Origin of the sequence: Psychromonas sp. 14N.309.X.WAT.B.A12 (genome assembly GCF_030397575.1) — a bacterium.
In the GTDB taxonomy this organism is placed as follows: Bacteria; Pseudomonadota; Gammaproteobacteria; order Enterobacterales; family Psychromonadaceae; genus Psychromonas.
In genome coordinates this window covers 13364-35220 of sequence record NZ_JAPNXS010000004.1, presented here as the reverse complement: position 1 = coordinate 35220, position 21857 = coordinate 13364, and the positions used below count along the sequence as shown (strand labels likewise).

The 21857-nt window shown below is 36.8% G+C and carries 17 protein-coding genes and 2 tRNA genes; 3 read left to right on the top strand and 16 right to left on the bottom strand.

The features are described from left to right. Positions 1–446 precede the first annotated feature (446 nt). The 4 genes from OW492_RS06610 to OW492_RS06595 form a co-directional block, all read right to left on the bottom strand. Positions 447–797: a hypothetical protein gene (locus OW492_RS06610; protein WP_290039145.1), complete on the bottom strand. Its 351-nt coding sequence runs from the start codon at positions 795–797 to the stop codon at positions 447–449. 563 nt (positions 798–1360) lie between these two features. After that, positions 1361–1451 (bottom strand) — tRNA-Ser (locus OW492_RS06605). 288 nt (positions 1452–1739) lie between these two features. Next, complete coding sequence (locus OW492_RS06600; protein WP_290039144.1) at positions 1740–3323, bottom strand: diguanylate cyclase; 1584 nt, start codon at positions 3321–3323, stop codon at positions 1740–1742. A 329-nt stretch (positions 3324–3652) separates the two neighbouring features. After that, positions 3653–3743, bottom strand: a tRNA-Ser gene (locus OW492_RS06595). Positions 3744–3980: 237 nt separating this feature from the next. Here OW492_RS06595 and OW492_RS06590 point away from each other — a divergent pair. Then, a complete protein-coding gene (locus OW492_RS06590; RefSeq protein ID WP_290039143.1) occupies positions 3981–5942 on the top strand; it encodes an exoribonuclease II in 1962 nt (653 codons plus the stop codon). Positions 5943–6191: 249 nt separating this feature from the next. Continuing rightward, on the top strand, positions 6192–8393 hold the full coding sequence (locus OW492_RS06585; RefSeq protein ID WP_290039374.1) for a YgiQ family radical SAM protein: 2202 nt from the start codon (positions 6192–6194) through the stop codon (positions 8391–8393). A 116-nt stretch (positions 8394–8509) separates the two neighbouring features. Here OW492_RS06585 and OW492_RS06580 read toward each other — a convergent pair whose 3' ends face one another. The 4 genes from OW492_RS06580 to apbC all read right to left on the bottom strand — a co-directional run bounded on the left by OW492_RS06580 (position 8510) and on the right by apbC (position 11250). After that, positions 8510–9196, bottom strand: coding sequence for a hypothetical protein (locus OW492_RS06580; protein WP_290039142.1), 687 nt, complete (start codon positions 9194–9196; stop codon positions 8510–8512). Between the two features lie 34 nt (positions 9197–9230). Further along, the gene (gene recR / locus OW492_RS06575) at positions 9231–9830 is read right to left on the bottom strand and encodes a recombination mediator RecR (protein WP_290039141.1); all 600 of its coding nucleotides are present in this window, start codon (positions 9828–9830) and stop codon (positions 9231–9233) included. A 74-nt stretch (positions 9831–9904) separates the two neighbouring features. Next, positions 9905–10006: a DUF2164 family protein gene (locus tag OW492_RS17020; RefSeq protein WP_354669226.1), complete on the bottom strand. Its 102-nt coding sequence runs from the start codon at positions 10004–10006 to the stop codon at positions 9905–9907. A gap of 158 nt (positions 10007–10164) precedes the next feature. Beyond that, positions 10165–11250 carry an iron-sulfur cluster carrier protein ApbC gene (gene apbC / locus OW492_RS06570; RefSeq protein ID WP_290039140.1) on the bottom strand — a complete coding sequence of 362 codons (1086 nt, stop codon included), beginning with the start codon at positions 11248–11250 and terminating at the stop codon, positions 10165–10167. A gap of 269 nt (positions 11251–11519) precedes the next feature. Between apbC and metG the strand changes: the two genes are divergently transcribed. Then, on the top strand, positions 11520–13580 hold the full coding sequence (gene metG / locus OW492_RS06565; protein ID WP_290039139.1) for a methionine--tRNA ligase: 2061 nt from the start codon (positions 11520–11522) through the stop codon (positions 13578–13580). A gap of 113 nt (positions 13581–13693) precedes the next feature. On the opposite strand, the gene OW492_RS06560 is transcribed toward metG, so the two are convergent. The 8 genes from OW492_RS06560 to ribD form a co-directional block, all read right to left on the bottom strand. Next, entirely contained in the window at positions 13694–15526 is a 1833-nt protein-coding gene (locus OW492_RS06560; RefSeq protein ID WP_290039138.1) for a chondroitinase-B domain-containing protein, read from the bottom strand. Between the two features lie 407 nt (positions 15527–15933). Further along, positions 15934–16848, bottom strand: coding sequence for a DMT family transporter (locus tag OW492_RS06555; protein WP_290039137.1), 915 nt, complete (start codon positions 16846–16848; stop codon positions 15934–15936). 220 nt (positions 16849–17068) lie between these two features. Next, positions 17069–17788, bottom strand: a complete 720-nt coding sequence (locus tag OW492_RS06550) for a DUF445 family protein (protein ID WP_290039136.1) — start codon at positions 17786–17788, stop codon at positions 17069–17071. Positions 17789–17913: 125 nt separating this feature from the next. Further along, positions 17914–18342: a transcription antitermination factor NusB gene (gene nusB, locus OW492_RS06545; RefSeq protein WP_290039135.1), complete on the bottom strand. Its 429-nt coding sequence runs from the start codon at positions 18340–18342 to the stop codon at positions 17914–17916. Positions 18343–18347: 5 nt separating this feature from the next. Beyond that, positions 18348–18815, bottom strand: a complete 468-nt coding sequence (ribE, locus tag OW492_RS06540) for a 6,7-dimethyl-8-ribityllumazine synthase (RefSeq protein WP_290039134.1) — start codon at positions 18813–18815, stop codon at positions 18348–18350. A gap of 62 nt (positions 18816–18877) precedes the next feature. Further along, a complete protein-coding gene (ribBA, locus tag OW492_RS06535; RefSeq protein WP_290039133.1) occupies positions 18878–19984 on the bottom strand; it encodes a bifunctional 3,4-dihydroxy-2-butanone-4-phosphate synthase/GTP cyclohydrolase II in 1107 nt (368 codons plus the stop codon). 46 nt (positions 19985–20030) lie between these two features. After that, complete coding sequence (locus tag OW492_RS06530) at positions 20031–20693, bottom strand: riboflavin synthase (protein ID WP_290039132.1); 663 nt, start codon at positions 20691–20693, stop codon at positions 20031–20033. A 1-nt stretch (position 20694) separates the two neighbouring features. Continuing rightward, positions 20695–21834 carry a bifunctional diaminohydroxyphosphoribosylaminopyrimidine deaminase/5-amino-6-(5-phosphoribosylamino)uracil reductase RibD gene (gene ribD / locus OW492_RS06525; RefSeq protein WP_290039131.1) on the bottom strand — a complete coding sequence of 380 codons (1140 nt, stop codon included), beginning with the start codon at positions 21832–21834 and terminating at the stop codon, positions 20695–20697. Positions 21835–21857: the final 23 nt, after the last annotated feature.

The following is a 21857-nucleotide window of genomic DNA, read 5'->3' as shown; positions in this document are numbered from 1 at the left end:
TAAAAATATGCCTTCAGCATCGCCTAGGAAAAGACTTTTTATAGATGTAAATTCAGACTCTTTAAAAAACATGAAGATTAAAAATTGAAGTTGGGAAGTAAGTAATAAAAAGTAATAGCTTAAGAGCCATTGCCATTCAATTTGCAACATAAACCTGAAACGTAACGATCTATGTTAAGTTATAGGGTCTTAAGAGAAGATTAAATATGATTAATTGAAGGTCAAATAAAGGATAATGTAGATAGTATTATATTGCCAGCAGGATAGGAGAGTTGAATTCGAATAATTAAAAGCAAAGATGGACTACACAAACCTGAATGAAATAAAATTGAAGAATAGCTAAATCAGCCTACTTATTAACACGTCGATATCTACATAAAGTACAGTGTATACAACTTGGTTAACTAAGTAGACCATATTCAACATCGGCATCATTTATTATTGCATTAAACCACTGCAAGTAATAAAGCACCTACAGATAACGCCCCTTTCAAGAATTGTCCAGCAGAATAGCTATCATCCTCTTCTTTTCCTTTTTCAGGGTGATCCATACCTAACATACCATGCGCGAAAGACTCAACTTTACTTGTGCCCTCCTCTTCAGGTTTAACCGTCTGTGCAATTTCTGCCGCTGACAGCTCCTTAGCTTTAGCTGATAACTCAACATGCTTATTTTCAGCTGGTGTAACTGTAACAGCTGTAACCTCTTTGGTTGCTTCCGCCTCTTTAGATTGTATATTCTGAGGTTGGGCCACTTTTAGACTAGTGTTGTAATGATTAATGCCAATGTTTGTCATAAATCCCTCTAATTAGTTCAATGTCCACGTCATTTTATCGACAGGAAAATAAATAACTTAAGCTTTTTCTGATTTATTTTTAAAAAAACTTACCCTTTACAAAATAAACAAAAGCATTTTTTATGCCATTATAAAAAATCCGACGAACAAACGATAAATATCACTTAAATAATAGAACAATATTCAAAAAGCGGTAGAAACAAACATGATTTTGTGAAAAAAGAAAGATCAGTTAGCGATAAAGCCTGAACATAAAAAAAGGTAAAACATAAAATAGCGGGATTAAATTGCCACATGGGCAGTGATTGCCGCTATTTTCGGCAAACTTTTATTTGCACATCATAAAATATATTTCTAGACAATAAACTGAGCAGTTTTATTATAAGAATTAAAATAGATAAAAATAACATAAGGTATTGTATTAGCTAGGGTAGAAACGAACAACAAAGCGATATTTTTACTGAGTCACCTGCATTACAAATGAAATGATAGTGCTATAAATTGAGTTTTCAGTGCTAGGAACGAAAAAAGGCTTCTCTATTGAGAAGCCTTTTTTCTTAATGTGGCGGAGGAGGAGAGATTTGAACTCTCGGAGAGCTATTAACCCTCGCTGGTTTTCAAGACCAGTGCATTCAGCCGCTCTGCCACCCCTCCGCAGAACGAGGCGTATATTATAGAAACTGAGATAAAAGCCAAGCTCTTTTTTTAAAAAATAGGTTGAATGCTCATTTTTCAAACTAATTATATTTAATCTTATTTGAAATGCGGAATAAATAAACACAATTATATTAAAATCAGCTTGTTATATCGCTTTATTTGATCTGAGTTTAACGAAAGAAGAATAAAATTTTAGTAACTAATACTGTTCTTATGCTGTAAATCAACCAAAGCGCTAGTTCGTGATAATAAAAAGACGACTTAAAATGTCGTGAGCATCCTGTTTTATTGGTTATCCGGTAATATAAAATCATTAATAACAAATTGATTTCTACCTAACGACTTGGCCTGGTATAAAGCTTGGTCGGCAAACCTTAACACTTCCCATTCCGGTAGTTCAGTGTTTGACATATTTTCAGCGTGGATAATGGTGGCACCACAGCTTATGGTAATGTGCTCACTTCCTCCTTCCATTGGGTGTACTATATTTAATTTATTAATCTCAGCTTTGATATCCTGCAACTTTAGTATCAGAGAATGCTTATTCATGCCACTAAACAATAGAGTAAACTCCTCTCCACCATAACGTGCGCAGTGATCAGTTGAACGCTTACATAATTTATTCAAGGTTTGTGCAACGCGATACAATGCATTATCCCCTTCGAGGTGACCCAAGTAGTCATTATATTCTTTAAAATAATCAATATCGCACATTACCACCACGAAACTGATCTTCTGGCGTATGCACAAATTTTTATGGACAGTTAAAGCTGATGATAAACCATGTCGATTAAGTACTTGTGTTAATTGGTCAGTACTTGCTTGCTCTTTTAATTGGATATTTTGTTGTTGCACCCTATTAAGTAACTTATTTATATTTTGTGAAACAACAATTAACTCTTTTACTGAAAATGCTTCACTGACAATCTTGCAATCACCGTCTTTATCTATCAATTGAATACTCTTTGCTAAGCTTCTTACTGGCTTAATAATGGTATGAGTAATTAAATGGTAAAAAAGATAAGTAAACAGGCTTAATATAAAAATAAACAGCAAGCTATGCAGGTTAATGAGAGGAGGTGATTCACTCATACGATGTTGCACACTTAACAATGCCACGGGTTGATTATTCATATCTTTAAACAACATTTGGTGGCTTGATTTGATCGTTTCTACTTTTACTTTTTTATCCCATTCTACTACCCCCTTTAACGGCGGATTAATATCAGTGATCAATGCAATATCAGTTAAAGTAGACTCACGAAGCGTCGTTAGAAACTCTTTTTCAATTAATTGGATAAAAATTAAATAACCTCGATTGTTTCCTTTCTGGTTAGAGTCTCTTACTTGAAATGCACTATACAAAGCAGGGCCATGAAGGGTGTTAATAAACCCTTCTTGATGAGGTGTGCCTTGTGATGTTATTGGATCTGGTAATAAAGAGGCATTCAGGGGATGAACATTAATATCATAGAATGAAAAGTGTAATGGTTTAGAAGTTAAGTGATCAACTCCCTTCGCCATTATCGGAACCAATGCTTGATCAAGGTAAAAAATGCCATCAATCTTTAAGCTTTGAAAAGTATCTTCAATAACATTTTCATCAATGTAACGTTGATTGACATCTTGCATAAACTCATAAGTTGCAGTCCAAACTGAATAATCATAAGTTACCCGTGATAAGGCTCTTAACGCATTTTTAATACCAATGGTTAACAGCTTTAACTCTTTCTCAGCAGCCAAGGTGATTTTTTGTTCGAGTTTAGGTAACTCGACAAAATATCGATAACCAATCAAGGTACTTGAAAACAAAATAAACAGTACAGTCAAAACTCGTATTTGGAATTGTTTAAAAGTGATGGGCTTCATAGGTTCATTACCATTCGTTTAATGTCGACACATCAAGTATCAGACCAAAGCAAAATGAAAGATTAATTTAGGGAGATCACCATCATAAAGAAATAAGCATTTCACCAATCCATCAAAATATAGTACAAATCTATAAAAACCTAAAACTGGTAACATCCATTTATAGGTATATATGGATGTTTTTAGATTTAGGTCAATTAGCTAACTAAAAGAGCAGTTAAAAGTGACTAAGAGAAACTATTCAGTTTAGTGAAATATTAAAAGAATGGGGAACTTGATGTTTTAAAACGAAAAAAGGCTTCTCTATTGAGAAGCCTTTTTTCTTAATGTGGCGGAGGAGGAGAGATTTGAACTCTCGGAGAGCTATTAACCCTCGCTGGTTTTCAAGACCAGTGCATTCAGCCGCTCTGCCACCCCTCCGCAGAACGAGGCGTATAATATACAAGTTGAGATAAAAGCCAAGTCTTTTCTGCATTTTTTTATAAATCTATTTAAATTTCACGAATTCAGCAGTTCAACCTTTAATTAAAAGCCAATCACCTTTACTATCGCAGCATAAGTTTATAGATATTAACGCTTTTATTATTTCAGTTTTATTATTGATAAAACTTTCTCTCTAAACACCTTATTTATTGTAATTCATTAAAGGTTTCAAGCATGTTTCAAGACAATCCATTACTTAATCAACTTAAACAAACAATGCAAGACAATACGCCCAAGCGCACAGGGATTGTCAAAGCATCAGAGCGTGGATTTGGCTTTTTAGAAACCGATAAAGGTAAACGTTTTTTTATCGCGCCAAGCGAAATGAAAAAAGTCTTACACGGAGACCGTATCAGCGCAACCATCCAAGAAAATGGTGAAAAATCAACAGCAACTCCCGTTGAGTTAAAACAAACAGAGATTACTGAGTTTGTTGCGCAGTTATCAATAAGTGCAAAACGCGTTTCGATTAAAGCAAATAACCCACTAATTAATGGCTTCTTTAAAATTAAAGGAGCAATGCAATTAGCTAACCAAGGCTACCATGATGGTGATTGGGTTAAGGTAAAATTGTTAAGTCATGCATTAAAGGATAATGGCTTCTTAGTGGAAGTGATAGAAAAAATAGCAGAACATAATGACCCTTTTGCTTACCGAATGATAGCAGTGGCGACACATAAGTTACCTAATAAAGCTCCTGAATTTGACCACCCTTGGCAAGTCATCGACCCTGAGTTAGAACGTCAAGATCTCACTAAAACGCCCTTCTTTACTATTGATGGTGTTAATACCCAAGATATGGACGATGCCTTATACATTGAAGAAAATGATCAAGGTTGGGAGCTTACAGTGGCGATTTCAGATCCCTCGGCGTATGTACCAGAACAAACAGAGATGGATAAAGAAGCATGGCAACGTGCATTTACATTGTACTTACCTAACTTTAATGTACCTATGTTACCAAGAGACCTCAGTGATAGTTTATGCTCTTTAAAAGAGTGTGAAAAACGCGCGACCATCTGTTGTACCATGCGCATTGATAAAGCAGGTGAAATTACGCAAGAGCCTGTCTTTTTTGCTGCGTGGATAAAATCTCATTACCGTCTTAACTACCATGATGTATCAACTTATTTAGAAAGTGATGAGTTAAACGAAGAACAATGGAAACCGAATAGAGAATTAAGTCAGTTATTAAAAATATTAGATACCGCAACCACTGCTCGCCATCAATGGCGTTGTGAAAATACCATCGTCATGAAAAACCAGCCAGATTACACATTGAAACTGAACAATAAAGGTGAAGTGTATGAAATATTATGCGAACCTCGCCGTAGTGCTAATCGTTTAGTGGAAGAATCAATGATCGCAGCAAATGTTTGTGCTGGTGACTTTTTAGCAAAACACAAACAAGCAGGTGTATTTAATGTTCACTCAGGTATAGCGAGCGATCGCATTAATAAAGCCGTTAGTTTACTCGCCGAATATGGTATTGAAGTGGCACCGGAATCACTATCAACCTTGGACGGTTATGTTGAAATGCGACAACAAGTGGCTAAATTAAATAATAGCTACCTGGATCACCGTCTCCGCCGTCTATTATCTTATGCTGATACCAGCGCAACGCCTGCACCTCATTTCACAATGGGTGTGGCTCACTATGCAACCTGGACATCGCCTATTCGTAAATATGGTGATTTAATTAACCATCGTTTAATTAAATCTGTACTTACACAGCAAGCATCTAGTCCTGTTGCTACTGATATCGGTATTCACCTAAATGAAGCGCGTAAATCCCAGCGTATGGCCGAGCGAGATGTCAATAATCTGCTGTACTGTAATTACTTAAAAGACCAAGAGAATTCTGATTGGCGTTATAAAGCTGAAATTTTTGATATCGTTAAAGCAGGATGTCGTGTAAAAGTCCAAGAAAACGGCGCAACATTCTTTATTCCAAATAGTTTGTTAGGCAAAGCTAATAATGATGCTAAAAAAATAGAATGCATGCGTGAACAAGGCGTTGTTAAAGTAGGCGAGCAAGTAGAATTACAACTGGGTGATGTTATTGATGTAATGCTTACCTCGGTAAAGCCTGAATCACGCCAATTAATCGCAAAACTTGCCGACCCATTGGGTTAAAAAAAACTACAACAACAGTTAAGCAGTTGATTTTAAGGTGCAACTGCTTAATGCATTTATTTGGCTACTTTATTTAACAAGGACAGCAACCAACTTTGTTAAACTCTATGTTATAATGGACTCAATTTAACATTCCAATACTAGAGATTATTTTTCTTGAAGCCAATAACTACTCCCAAAGACCGCAATTTGTTTTCATATCCTAAATACCGAGGAGAGCCTTCTTCTAAGGCAGCTCCTTTTTTGCCTATGTCTCGTAAAGAGATGAAGCAGCTTGGCTGGGATAGTTGCGATATTATTTTAGTAACAGGTGATGCTTATGTGGATCACCCTAGTTTCGGCATGGCTGTGATTGGCCGAATGCTTGAAGTGCAAGGCTTCAGAGTTGGTATTATCGCGCAACCTGATTGGCATTCTAAAGATGCATTTATGCAATTAGGAAAACCTAATTTATATTTTGGTGTGACTGCCGGTAACATGGATTCAATGATCAACCGCTACACGGCTGAAAGAAGGCTTAGACACGATGATGCCTACACACCAAATGATGAAGGTGGTAAACGTCCTGACCGTGCAGTTACTGCTTATACACAACGATGTAAAGAAGCCTATAAAGGTGTCCCAATCATTATTGGTGGTATTGAAGCAAGTTTACGCCGTATCGCCCACTACGATTATTGGTCAGACAAAGTGCGTCAATCTGTTTTGTTCGATTCAAAAGCAGACCTATTAATTTATGGCAATGCTGAGCGCCCATTAATTGAAATTTCCCATCGTATTGCACAAGGTGAAGATGTCAAAACCATTACCGATGTGCGCGGCAGTGCATTTTTAACCAATAGCGCATTGCCAGGTTGGACTGGTATAGACTCACGTAGCGTTGATAAACCTGGGAAGATAGATCCAATCCCAAGCCCTTATCAAGACCTCACTGAAAAATGTGATACTGCAAAAGATGAAAATGTGGTTGATGAAGCATCTGATGTGACTAAAACAGCACAAGTTATCCAGATGATTCCACATAAAAGTACGCCACAAGAAGAGCGTGAAAAAAGATGGATAGAGAAAGCAAAAGCGTGGTCAACTACCTATATTAATTTACCAACTTTCGAGCAAGTAAGAGATAATAAAATATTATATGCACATGCATCTCGTATTTTTCACCAAGAAGTAAACCCAACGTCAGCAAAAGCATTAATGCAAAAACACGGTAATCGGGCTATCTGGTTAAATCCACCAGCAACACCATTAGAAGAAAGTGAAATGGATGGTGTATTTGGTTTACCTTATGCTCGTGTCCCACACCCAAGTTATGGTAATGCCAAAATCCCTGCCTACGATATGATAAAAACATCTATTAATATCATGAGAGGATGTTTTGGCGGCTGTACTTTCTGTAGTATCACAGAACATGAAGGACGCATCATACAAAGCCGTTCACAGGAATCTATTATCAATGAAATTGAAGATATTAAACTCAAAGTCCCTGGGTTTACTGGTGTCATTTCTGATTTAGGTGGTCCAACAGCTAATATGTATAAATTACGCTGTAAGAGTGAAAAAGCAGAAGCAACTTGTCGTAAGCCATCTTGTGTATGGCCAACTATTTGTGGTCACCTTGATACAGACCACACACCAACGATTGAGTTATACCGAGCTGCTCGTCAAGTACCGGGTATTAAGAAAGTATTGATTGCCTCGGGCGTACGTTATGACTTAGCCATTGAAGATCCTGAATATATTAAAGAACTGGCGACTCACCATGTTGGCGGGTATTTAAAAATAGCGCCAGAGCATACTGAGGAAGGCCCATTAAATAAAATGATGAAGCCAGGCATGGGTAGCTATGACAAATTTAAAGAGCTATTTGATCACTACTCTAAAGTTGCAGGTAAAAAACAGTACCTGATCCCATACTTTATCTCTGCTCACCCTGGCACAACAGATATGGACATGATCAATCTGGCAATGTGGTTAAAAGAGAATGATTTTAAATTGGATCAAGTGCAAAATTTTTACCCTTCTCCTTTAGCTAACGCAACAACCTTGTATCACACTGAAATTAACTCGTTGCGTAATGTTAAAAGAAACAGTGAATCAGTATCCATTCCAAAAGGGACGATTCAGCGTCGATTACATAAAGCTATATTGCGTTATCATGATCCAGCTAACTGGCCAATTATTCGTGAAGCGTTAACAAAAATGGGATTAGACAAAACCTTGATTGGTAGTAAGGCAACCTGCTTAGTACCAAAAGAAACACGTGCTGAAATCCTTAATAGAAACGCTAAAAAAGCAAAAGTACCTTTAAAAGGCAGTAAAAGTACGCCAAGAAATCAAGGTAAACTAGCTGTAAATAATAAACGTAAACCTAAAGCAAAATTCGGTACTAAACCGACCAATGGTAAACAAGGCTTAACACGCTTTAGTACGAATCAGTTTCAAAAATAATTGATTCTCACATGAAGTGGTAATAGATAATTAGGTTATCAATACTAAAAAGGGCTAGCTTTATCATGAAGCTAGCCCTTTTTTACATGCCTGATTATCTTGTTATGAGGCTGGTATTACATACTCAATCCTATTCGACCTGTCTGCTTTAATTTACAGACCTGATTTAAGAAAGAGTTAATTCTATAAGGTTGAAAATGCGTAGGGATCCTATTCTCTAATGCAGGAATGGGTTTCTTATCTTCTTTTAAATGAGTTAAAATTAATTTAAGGAGGCCTGATAAATACCCTTTAAATGCTTCACTTTGATACAAACTATCCCAATCAATCACACCTGCTTTATTGTATTGTTGGGTCAATGGCTCTATTTTAGCCGTATACCCTTGTATCTCAATATCACCCATACAATATTCTTTCACTAATTGTAAAAACAGGTCTAAACACTCTCCACGTGGTACTAAATTAAAAAATTCAGCAGAAGGTTCTTTATCTTCAGCAGGCGCATTAATTAAGCGAAATAAAATCTCAAACATGTGCACTATGGTTCTATCTAAAATACGTTGTTTTGGTTGGTGTTGAGATTGAATATCTTGTGCAACCACATTATAAAGCGTGACCATATCTACACGTGTAGCTGCTTGATGAGATAGTTTGTCAGCAATGGAAATAGGAATTCGATTAGCAATTAACGTATTAAAAATAGATCGGGCTAACGAATCCTGTATTACTGAATGTGCTTTATCAGAGCCTTTATAAGGCCCTTTTTGATTGCTAGGCATCTCTTTCCCTTGAAATGTTAACATTATGATTCATGACGATAGTAATGACCTATTCAGCTTATAACATCGAGCGACCAGTAAAGGAGTGTGACAAAGTAGTGCTGTCAACAAACTCAAGCTCTCCACCCACTGGCACACCATGTGCGATTCGGCTCACTTGAATCTTTTGTTTTCTTGCCATTTCTGCAATGTAATAAGCTGTCGCTTCACCTTCCACTGTTGGGTTAGTTGCTAGGATCACCTCAGTAATATTTCCCTTTTTCATCTGCTGCTCTAATAAATGTAAACCAAGTTGTTCAGGCCCCACTCCATCTAATGGAGATAAATGCCCCATTAATACAAAATAAGTACCAGAAAACAGTGCGGTTTGCTCAATGGCGACCACATCAACAGGCATTTCAACAATACAAATAACACCATTATCATTACGTTTTTGATTACTGCAGATAGAGCAGAAATCTTCTTCTGTAAAAGTGCGACATTGTTGACAATGGCCTATTTCAGTCACAGCTCTTGCTAACACATCACTCAATTTAAGTGCACCATTGCGGTTTTTATCTAACAAATGGTAAACCATACGTTGTGCTGATTTAGGGCCAACACTTGGTAAACATTGTAAAGCCTGTGTTAACTCTTCGATTAATGGTCTATTTGACATTATTTTTTCTTCTTAACATTAAATTAGGTCGATTAAGCAATTTAAATTGGCTTAATATTTCCCAATGAACTCAGTTACTTTTTCAAGTTCATAAAGGATTCAGTAATAGTATCAAGTTTATCATCTAATAGGCTTCTCGCATCATTTAAACCTTGATTATAGTAATAACGTCCCATCTTTTTGGCTAAAAGTTATAACAAAAATTCCGTATCAAATTGCCCAAGCTCTTGGCCTAATTTTTTTAAAAATAGGTTTGTATTTGTTCGAACATTGCTGCTTTTTGCGTACTTGAAAAAGTAATCTCTGCCATATTAAATCGCCGCTCATATCAGTACTATTTAAGCTCTGTAATTTTAATTTGCTCTATCGTTGGTTGTAGATCTTTAAACAAATTAATAGCAACTGATTCAGCTAATGCTAAATAAGGAGCAACTAATTCAACTTGTTCATTTTTAGCAACAGTTGGGTAGCCTTGGTCGGTGTTCTCTCGGTATTGAATATGTAAGGGTAACTCTCCTAGGAAAGCCAAATTAAATTGTTTAGCTAATTTTTTACCTCCACCCGTTCCAAAAATAGCTTCTTGATGGCCACATTTAACACATGAATAAAGGCTCATATTTTCAATCAAGCCCGTTACATGCACATCCACTTTGTTAAACATAGTCACGCCCTTTTTCGCGTCAATTAATGCAACATCTTGCGGGGTAGTGACAATCACAGCACTAGTTAGTGCGACGTTTTGCGACATAGTAAGTTGAATATCACCAGTACCAGGCGGCATATCAACAATGAGATAATCCAATTCAGGCCAGTCTGTTTCGTTTAATACTTGCTGTAAGGCTTTGCTCGCCATAGGACCGCGCCATACCATCGCATCTTTATCTTCAATTAAGAAACCAATGCTATTACACACAATGCCATGAGCTGAAATAGGCTGTAATAATTTACCATCAATAGACGTTGACTTTGTTGCTTTTTCACCCAGCATCATGGGTACTGATGGACCATAAATATCAGCATCAAGTAAACCAACTTTGGCACCATTTTTGGCTAAAGCTAATGCTAAATTAACGCTTACAGTGGATTTTCCGACACCACCTTTACCCGAGGAAATCGCGATAATATTTTTAATATTTGCATTCTGTTTAGGCGCTTTTTTATGTTCAAAACTTGGTACTTTATAAGTGACTTGCCATACAGGGTTTTGTTTAAATAGCTCAGCTAAAGGTTGCTCAGCCTGCGCTTTTATATTAATTAGCCATTCAGGCGCATGGAAAGGCAAACAGATTATAATTTCAGCCGTATCAACATTAATCTTCAGGAGAGATTGTTGCTGTAATTTATTAAATAGTTCAGGCTCGATAATTTGTGCTAAGCAATCTAACACTTGTTGTTGATTGGTTTTATTTGTGAACAGCATATGCACCTCTTATCTACATTGATAGATGAGTTTATCAAAATAAACAGATAAATCATCCTCATTAATAAAGCGGTAATAGCCTTATTCATTTGATATTGACGGATAAATGATGATGCAATCATTACTCACTTTAAAACACCTTAAATCAGTGGTTGAATATTTCAGTATCATCACTCTAACTGAAAGAGATAAGAGTGGGATTATTAGCATTTTTTCGGTAGAATTATAGGCTTAAAAAAATTCGCCTAGACTTAAGGAATATCAAATAAATGGCTAATCAAGACCGTAATATACTTGTTACCTGCGCCCTTCCCTATGCAAATGGTCCAATCCATTTAGGGCATATGCTTGAGCATGTACAAGCTGACATCTGGGTGCGTTTCCAACGCTTACGTGGCAATAATATTCATTTTGTTTGTGCTGATGACGCTCATGGCACCGCTATCATGTTAAAAGCGCAAGAAATGGGTATTACACCAGAGCAACTTATTGCCGACGTGCAAGCGGATCACGAAAAAGATTTTGCAGGATTCAATATCAGCTTTGATAATTATCATTCTACACACTCAGAAGAAAACAAAGCCTTATCATCGCAAGTTTATCTAGCGCTTCGAGATAATGGATACATTACTAAAAAAGTTGTTTCACAATTGTACGATCCAGAAAAAGAGATGTTTTTGCCAGATCGTTTTGTAAAAGGTACTTGTCCTAAATGTAAAGCTGAAGATCAATACGGCGATAACTGTGATGTTTGTGGTGCCACTTATAGTCCAGCTGAAATGATTAATCCAAAATCAGTGGTTTCTGATGCAACTCCGGTAATGAAAGATACTGAAAACTTATTCTTTGATGCACCTCAATTCCAAGATATGTTAGTTGAATGGACAAAATCTGGCGCACTACAAAATGAAGTCGCGAACAAACTCGGTGAATGGTTTGAAAGTGGTTTAAAAGCTTGGGATATCACGCGTGATGCCCCTTACTTTGGCTTTGAGATCCCTGGTGCACCAGGTAAGTTTTTCTATGTATGGTTAGACGCTCCTATTGGTTATATGGGAAGTTTTAAAAACCTATGTGACCGCACAGATGACCTTAATTTTGATGATTATTGGAAAAAAGACAGCACAGCAGAGCTATATCACTTCATCGGTAAAGATATCATCAATTTCCATGGTCTATTCTGGCCAGCTATGTTGGAAGGAGCAGGTTTCCGTAAACCAACAGGTGTGAATGTTCACGGTTATGTGAGCGTTAATGGCGAAAAAATGTCTAAATCAAAAGGTACTTTCATTAAAGCAAGCACCTATTTAGAAAACCTAGACCCTGAATGCTTACGTTACTATTATGCTGCCAAATTAACTTCACGTGTAGATGATCTAGACTTCAACCTAGAAGACTTTGCACAACGTGTTAACTCTGATGTTGTCAATAAATTAGTTAACTTAGCCTCTCGTACTGCTGGTTTCATTGCTAAAAAGTACGAAGGAAAATTATCTTCAGAAGTGTCTGAGCCAGCCTTGTATCAAGAGTTTGTTGCTGCGGGTGATTCAATCGCAGAGCAATTCGAGAAGCGTGAATTTGCGCGTGCTATTCGTGAAATCATGGCATTAGCCGATATTGCGAATAAATACATTGATGAAAAAGCACCATGGGCGTTAGCAAAAGTAGAAGGCAAAGAAGCAGAGGTACAAGATATCTGTTCAATGGGTATCAATCTGTTCCGAGTATTAATGACTTACTTAAAGCCAATCATGCCTAAATTAACAGAGCGCAGTGAAGCTTTCTTAAATGAAACATTAACATGGGACAGCATCAATACACCATTGGCCGGCCATCAAATCAATAAGTTTAAAGCATTATTCCAACGTATCGATCCAAAAAATATTGAAGCAATGGTTGAATCATCTAAGGCAAGTGCAGCGGCAGATGCAGCAGCAAAAGAAAAAGCAGCTGCGGCGACACAAGCAGCAAACCAAAGCGAGTTAGATAAAGAACCAATCGCACCTGAGATTGACTTTGATACATTTGCCAAGACAGACTTGCGTGTCGCGTTAATTGCTAAAGCAGAGCATGTGCCTAAAGCGAATAAATTATTGAAACTAACCTTAGACATAGGCGGTGAAACGCGTACCGTATTTGCAGGTATTAAATCAGCTTATAAACCTGAAGATCTTGAAGGTAAACTAACAGTAATGGTAGCGAATCTAGCACCACGTCAAATGAAGTTTGGCTTATCTGAAGGCATGGTATTAGCAGCAGGTCCAGGGGGAGAAGATATCCATATCTTAAACCCTGATTCAGGTGCAAAACCAGGGCAACGCATTATGTAATCCTTAAAGTGGTTGTTAATGGAAAATAAACAACTCGATTTAGCATAATAAAAAGCCGATTAGATATTAAAATAATCGGCTTTTTTATAACATTAATTTTATTAGACTATTTATTAGCTAGACAAATCAGCTGTTGGGCCAACATCTTGCCTCGTTAAAGGGCTAGGAGGTGTGGTAGCAGGCTCAGATGAAAGCACTTCTAACTCGCTAGCACCTAGCGTACCATCTTCATTATCAACTGCAGAACCGGTTGCGTATGATTGATTACCAGACCAAGTGTTAGATTCATCATTAGCATAGTTGTTGAATAAACTACCTTCGTTTCCCGTTACTAAATTATCTGAAATAGTAATATTTTTAGGCACAATAGAATAGTTGTCTCGACCAATGAAAATACCTCCGCCTAAATTGTTTACCAACGTATTATTCACCACAGTCACATTGGTTGGTGCTTCGTGGCTATTGCCATTAGAACTATCAGATACATCACCTGAATCAATTAATATAGGACTTCTCCAACTCGACCCTGATAAGTTTTCCATATAGTTATTACTCACAGTATGGTTTGCGCCGTAAACACGAATACCGCCCGTTTCATAATTAGCATCCGTCACTAACGTGCTATCACCAGTCCCATAAAAATAATTGTTTTCTGCTTTATTATCATGCCCTAAACGGAATGATAGTGAACCCATAGAGTTTAAAAAAGTATTGTTTGAGAATGTATTATTTGACGTTTTGACCGTCATAATTTCATTTTCACCATCGGTATCTTCAAACAAGTTATATTCAATTAAATGGTTTGTTTCTACATCTTGAGACCCCGAATCCCCAAAGACAATTGCTTCACGATCTGCGTCACCTTCAGGGGTCGTATTACCCGCTTTTACGTAAGGGACAATATTTTTAAAGTAGTTATGATGAATGTGTGCATTAGTTGCCATTGTTTCAGTATCATCATCATATTGAAATTTGATATAACTGCCTGAATTGATTTGACCATCCTCATCTTCAACAACAATATTCTTATCCAGAAACTCATTATATGCAATTGAGATTTCTTCACTTGATTCAGTTAACACCACTGACGTTTGTCCGTCAGTAATATCTTTATGATCAAATGTGTTACGTAATACTTTGATGTTTTTTGAGTTTACAATTTTTAATAGTGTACTTGCATCATTTGGGCCTAATACAAATCCCTGTATAGTAATGTTTTGAGAATTAGAAATAGCAGCCGTTTCCAAAGTGGTACTGCCAATACTTTCAGCACGAATTAAAACTTGAGCATCAAAGCACGTATCCTTAATTGATATTTCTCCATCACCTGAAACAATAATTTCATCTCCACCTTGCACATCTCCACTATTTAACAACTCGTTTAAATCATCAGTAGTTGAGTTATGCGTTGCTCCAGTCACAACAGGGTTTGCGTCATCAGATCCGTCATCGTCAAAAGCATCTGAGCATGTGTAAGTAAGGGCGTCGTCGCTATTGTCTTCATCATTATCACTATCATTATCTTCAGAAAGTGCGTCGGCTGAAAGGATAGTAAAACGAATCGTAGCTTCAGTACCATCAATAGAGGTAACTGTTACACTATCTGATACACTTTCATCTTCATTTAAGTCGCCCAGCGTTTCATTTTCTGGAACTTCATAGGTCCATTCACCGTTTGAATCAAGTGAAAATATGCCGTAGGTAGTCGCTATACTGCTTTGAACAACAAAAGCTTCTTCGCCATCATCAGGATCAATAATGGTAAGTGATTCATTAACATCACCATTTTTATAATATAATTCAACCTCAGTCGCTCCACTTATTACTGCAGCTGTTGAGCTACTTAAAACATCATCATTTACATTTGCATCATTCGAACTATCACTTGAACCACCACATGCAGTTAATCCGGCCATTGCTGAAAATAATAATATTTTTTTATACATGCTCTATCCCTTGGTATAAATATAGGTAAGCAATAATGTAGTTACATATTATATTAATACAATTTATAGATCAATGAATAGAATACTATTAATGCTGTGATCAATGTCTTTGATGATAATTAAATTAAAAAGATCATAAGCTATTAAAATGACATAAAGTGATAAATATTTAATTTACCTCCTTCAATGCTTGATGACACTCATTAAAAGTCTTAATAATGAAAAAATAGGCAAGATTAGTGCAAGGAGGTTAATTAAATTTATAAATAAGTTAATTCAAATAAACTAAACTGAATTTATTTTCGATAGGAGGCTAAAGTAATCAATACGATAGTACATAGCTTAAGAATTATTATATAAGCTATCTACTATATAAACTTAATGCAAGCCGTTAACCTAAAAATGACCTACTTAGAAAACGGTAGCTTAAGTGTTGGGTTTTTAATCACTAACAAGATACCACTTAAAATAATCAAACTTGAAATAACAAAGACCACTGACACACTTTCCCCAAGGAAAATAAAACCTGCGATTGCCGCTAACACTGGCACTAATAATTGCACCACAGCAGCCACATTATGACGTAAGCTAGTTAATGCTTGATACCAAAGTAAATAACCTAAAGCTGAAGCCAATACGCCCGATAAAATAGCATAAAGAACACCATCAAAGCTTAAGTAAGTACTATCAAGATTTATTAATGCAAAAATAATAATAAGCGGCGTAGTACGGAAGAAATTAAAAATCGTATCCGATGTTGGATTCAAACTTTTTTTACCTGCTAAAGTATAAAATGCCCAACTCACACCAGATACACACATTAATACAAAAGCGATCAGAGAAGGACTAGATACCTGTGGCGCCAATAAAAAGACAAAGCCAGCCACTGCTAGAATTAAACCAATCAATTCCGCTCTACTTAATAAATGCCCTTTTAATACACGGGTTAACAGCATAGTAACTTGTACCGTCGCAAATAATACTAAGGCACCCGTCGCAGTATCTAGCTGTATATAAGCAAATGAGAAAGTTAAGGCATAAACAAATAGCCAGATTGCATTTAACCAACTACCTCGACTCTTTTGCATATTTACCTGAGCTGTTTCATGGCTACTTTTTGCATCAAAATAAAAGTGCTTAACAACAAGAAATAGGCCTAAAAACAGGCTACCTGATAACAAGCGGATCACAGTAAAACTACCCGCATCAACCTGTTCATCACCTAATGCTAAACGACAAAAAACAGAATTCGCCGCAAATGCTAACAACGCAAAGCTAGTTAAGAAAAAGGTTTTATAAGTGTTATAAGCATTATTTAGCATGACTAGGCTCTTGTTATTTAAGATAATTAAAATTAGTTATGACAGATTTAAGAGGAAGAGTCTAATCATCTTAACTATCTAAATATAAAACTTATAATAGAGAATCACTGATTAGTTATAAGTAGTATCAAAACACCAGGAAAACTTGGAATTTAAGATTGAATAGAAATGATAATTAAAAGGTTATTTCAACACGATGAAATAACCTTTTACTGATTAATTATGCAACAACCAAAGCACTAATAAAACCGATTAAACCACCAAATACACCACCCCAAACCACTAACCAGCCAAGGTGTTTACGGATCATTGCTTGAATAATCTCTTTAACGATTTGTGGTGTTAGTTCATTTAAACGTTGTTCAATGATGCTTTCTATTTTGGTTAAAATACTGTTCATCATTTCAGGCTGATCCATTTCACTCTGTAAAAGCTCATTAAATTTTTCAGATTGTGTTAAATCAATTACAGAGCTTTTCATATGTTTAATGAAAGGTTCTCGTAATGGCTGTAATGACTCTTCACCACCAAACATAGCTAACATGCTACCAAAAGAAGACTCCATAATAACTTTAATTAATCCATCGTAAGTTGGGTTTAAATCTATTTTTTCAATCACAGGTTCAAGGTTAAGTTGTGCCGATGAAAAACTACCTGCCGATAAAAAACGCTCTACATTTTGTGCCGTAAAAAACTGCTTCATCATTAAGTTTCTAATGCCAGACTTAAACTCTTCAAAGTGTGCAGGTATAACACCTGAACCATATAATAATGGGACTTTTTCAAATAGCATGAATATGGCAATCCAATTCGTCACGGCACCAGATAAAGCAAATAATCCGACCATCACTAAGATAGCAGATAATGCACTTTCACTAAGTAACAGGCCAATCACTAAGATTAACGCAGCAATTAAATTAGTCATTAAACTTTTATTCATGATTTTTCCTTATATCAATCAACTTCAGTAAGATGAGTTAATATGCTTTATATATGATATTTTTAACAAAAAAAATCCAGTTATAAATAACTGGATTCAATAACAACTTAGAGTATAACTAATGTTTATTTAGCAATATCTTCACGTAACTTTAAACTACGAAGTGCTTTATCTAATACACCATTTACAAATTTGTATGACTCGTCAGTAGCGAAGTCTTTTGCTAGTTCAATCGCTTCATTCAACACTACTTTATGCGGTACATCAGTACGGAAAGTCAATTCAAACATTGCTAAACGTAATACCGCAAGATCAACCATATCAACATCGTCAATTTTACGAGAAAGGTACGGAGCTAACTTATCATCTAAAGAATCAGTATTTTTAACAACACCCATTAACAACTCTTTAAAGTAAGGTACGTCAGCTTTAGACATATCTTGATCAACAGCAAACTGTTCGACAATTTGCGTTACACCCGTTTGAGTGATCTGCCATTGATAAACAGCTTGTACTGCAAACTGGCGAGCACGGCGACGTTCAGCTGGTTTCATTGCCATTATCCTAATTCCGCCATTACGTTAACCATTTCTAACGCACTTAAAGCAGCTTCACTACCTTTGTTACCCATTTTAGTGCCAGCACGTTCAATCGCTTGATCAATAGAGTCTGTAGACAGAACACCGAATGCAACTGGAACGCTAAAATCTAACGATACTTGTGCTAGACCTTTATTACATTCATTAATCACTAATTCGAAATGTGGTGTACCACCACGAATTACACAACCTAATGCAACAATTGCATCAAATTTTTCAGACGCTGCAACACGTTTTGCAGTGAGTGGTAATTCAACAGCACCAGGAACACGAACAACAGTGATATTATCATCTGCAATTTGACCAGTTCGCTTAAGGGTATCAACAGCACCAGCTAATAATTGCTCGTTAATAAAACTGTTAAAGCGAGAAATCACGATTGCGATTTTAGCGTGTGGAGCGGCTAAGCCACCTTCAATTATTTTCATTTTCTACCCTTATTGCAAAATTTTGTGCATTCTAACACAATTTATTTCTATATCGACACTGTTTATTCAGTGATATATTCAACCACTTCAAGACCAAAACCAGAAAGTGCGTGATACTTCTTCTGTGAGCTAAATAGTGCCATTTTTTGTACACCTAGGTCACGTAGTATTTGTGAGCCAACGCCAACACGACGACTAGCGCCCTGTGCTTTCGCTGCAACTCGCTCACCTGCATCTTCTTGCTTGATGTATTTAACTTGTTCAATTAACGATTCAGCGGTTTCTTGATGGCCAAGCATCACTAATACACCGCCATCTTTTGCTAAACGCTCTAAAGCGGTATGCATAGGCCAAGTACGTGGTGCTAAACGGTCTGAGAAGAAATTATCTGCAAATGTGTTTTGTAAATGAACTCGTACATTAGTAGTATCGCCCGCTTTCACTTCACCATTGACTAATGCAAAATGTACTTGCTTATCAATAGTGTCTTGGTAAGCAACAAGATCAAATTCACCAAACTCTGTTGGTAATTTACATTCACTAACACGCTCAATCGTTGTTTCATTATTATTGCGATATTCGATTAAATCAGCGACAGTACCTAATTTAATACCATGTTTTTCTGCAAAAATCTCTAGGTCAGCTCGGCGAGCCATGCTGCCGTCTTCTTTTAAAATTTCTACAATCACACCTGCAGGCTCACGCCCTGCTAAACGAGCTAAATCACAGCCGGCTTCTGTATGCCCAGCACGAGTTAAAACACCACCTTCTTGTGCTTTAAGTGGAAAAATATGGCCAGGCATTACGATATCGGTTGGTTTAGCGTCCTTGGCAATGGCTGCTAATACTGTTGCGGCACGGTCAGCAGCAGAAATACCAGTTGTAACACCTTCAGCAGCTTCAATAGAAACAGTAAAGTTAGTTGAAAATGCAGCGGTGTTATCTTCTACCATTAATGGTAATTTAAGTTGTTCGCAACGTTGCTCAGTCAATGTTAAGCAGATTAAACCTCGCCCATGTGTTGCCATAAAGTTAATCGCTTCTGGTGTTACCATATCCGCAGCCATGATTAAATCGCCTTCATTCTCACGATCTTCATCATCCATTAAAATAACCATCTTGCCTAAGCGAATATCTTCGATAATTTCTGCACTTGTATTCAACTTCATCTTTTTTCCTTAACGCTTTGTACTTAAATAGGCACTTAAATTTTTATTACCCCATGAAACCGCTTTTGGCTAGCAGCTCCATTGTCGATTTTTGTTTGTCATTTGGTTCTGCTGCTTGCTCACCTAACATTAAACGCTCAAGGTAACGAGCAATCACATCAACTTCTAAATTCACTTTGCTACCAACACTATATTGCTGCATGGTTGTCTGACTTATGGTGTGTGGAATAATTGTTAGTTTAAAACTGGCGCCATCAACATCATTCGTAGTTAAACTAATACCATCAACAGTAATTGAGCCTTTTTTCGCAATATATTTTGCTAAATTAGCCGGCGCTTTTATCCAATACTCTACAGCATTACCCAATGGTGAAATGGCAGTGATCTCGCCTACTCCATCTACGTGACCACTCACAATATGGCCTCCGAAACGGTCATTCATTTGCATCGCTTTTTCTAAGTTCACTAGAAAACCAGGTTGAATACCTGAAAAGGCACTTAATTTAAGGGTTTCATAGGAGAGGTCCACATTGAAGCTATCTGCGGTTAAATGCGTTACTGTTAAACACACACCATTATTGGCAATACTATCGCCTAACTTAACATCATGCATGCCTAAATCTCCAGCATGCACGGTGATGGTCATATCTTTTTCATTATTTTGAATTGCAGTGACTTTGCCCACTGCGGCAACAATACCTGTAAACATATTATTCTCGATGGTTAATAAGACGAATATCATCACCTATTTTTACAACAGAGTGTAAATTCAGGTTAACAATATCATTCATCGTGGAAAATTCCGGTAATTTTACTAAGTTTCTACCCTGATCGCCCAGTAATTTTGGCGCTTGATAAAGAATAAATTCGTCTACCAAGTCCTCTTTAAAAAACTCACCAGCTAAGGTTGCACCTGCTTCAACCCATAAATCGTTAATTTCATGAGCATTAAGCGCTATTAATAAAGCTTGTAGATCAATTTGATTGTTACTGTTTGCAGGCACAATAATTTGCTCTATTAAGGCTTTTTTCTCTGCGAATACGCTTATATTACGTTCAACCGTAGAAATAATTAGCACCTTACCAGGCAAATCAAACAATTTCTCGTTCAACGTCAACTTATTATGGGAATCTAGAATGATACGAATTGGTTGACGTAATTCAGACTCACTCATGACTGCTTGATCGAAGTCAGAACTCGTTAACAACTCTTGATAGCGCACATTCAAACTGGGATCATCTGCAAATACAGTTTGATTTCCCGTTAGAATTGCACTTTGTTGTGCTCTGTAATATTGTACATCCGCACGGGCAGCAGCGCCTGTAATCCACTTGCTTTGACCGTTCTTTAAAGCCGTTTTCCCATCTAGACTAGCAGCCATTTTAACAGTAACACGTGGCCGCTGAAGTTTCATTCGAGTGATAAAGCCTAAATTTAATGATTCTGCTTCAGCAGTTAGTAAACCAACATCTACTTGTATGCCAGCTTCCTGTAAAATACGAATACCGCCCCCAGCGACTTTGGGATTTGGATCAACCATCGCCACAATCACTCTTTTTACCCCAGCTTTAACTAATGCTAAAGCACATGGACCTGTTCGCCCAAAATGAGCACAAGGCTCTAACGTGACGTAACAAATTGCATTTTCAGCTTGCTTTCCGGCCATTGCCAATGCATGTACCTCAGCGTGTGCTGTACCTGCTTTTTGATGAAAGCCCTCCCCAATAATCATTTCATCTTTAACAATCACACAACCAACATTGGGATTTGGAGAGGTAGTAAAACGCCCTTTTGCAGCAAGGAATAAAGCGCGTTGCATAAAATGGTTGTCTGCATCAGTAAATAACATGTATCAACACTTTTAAAGTTGTA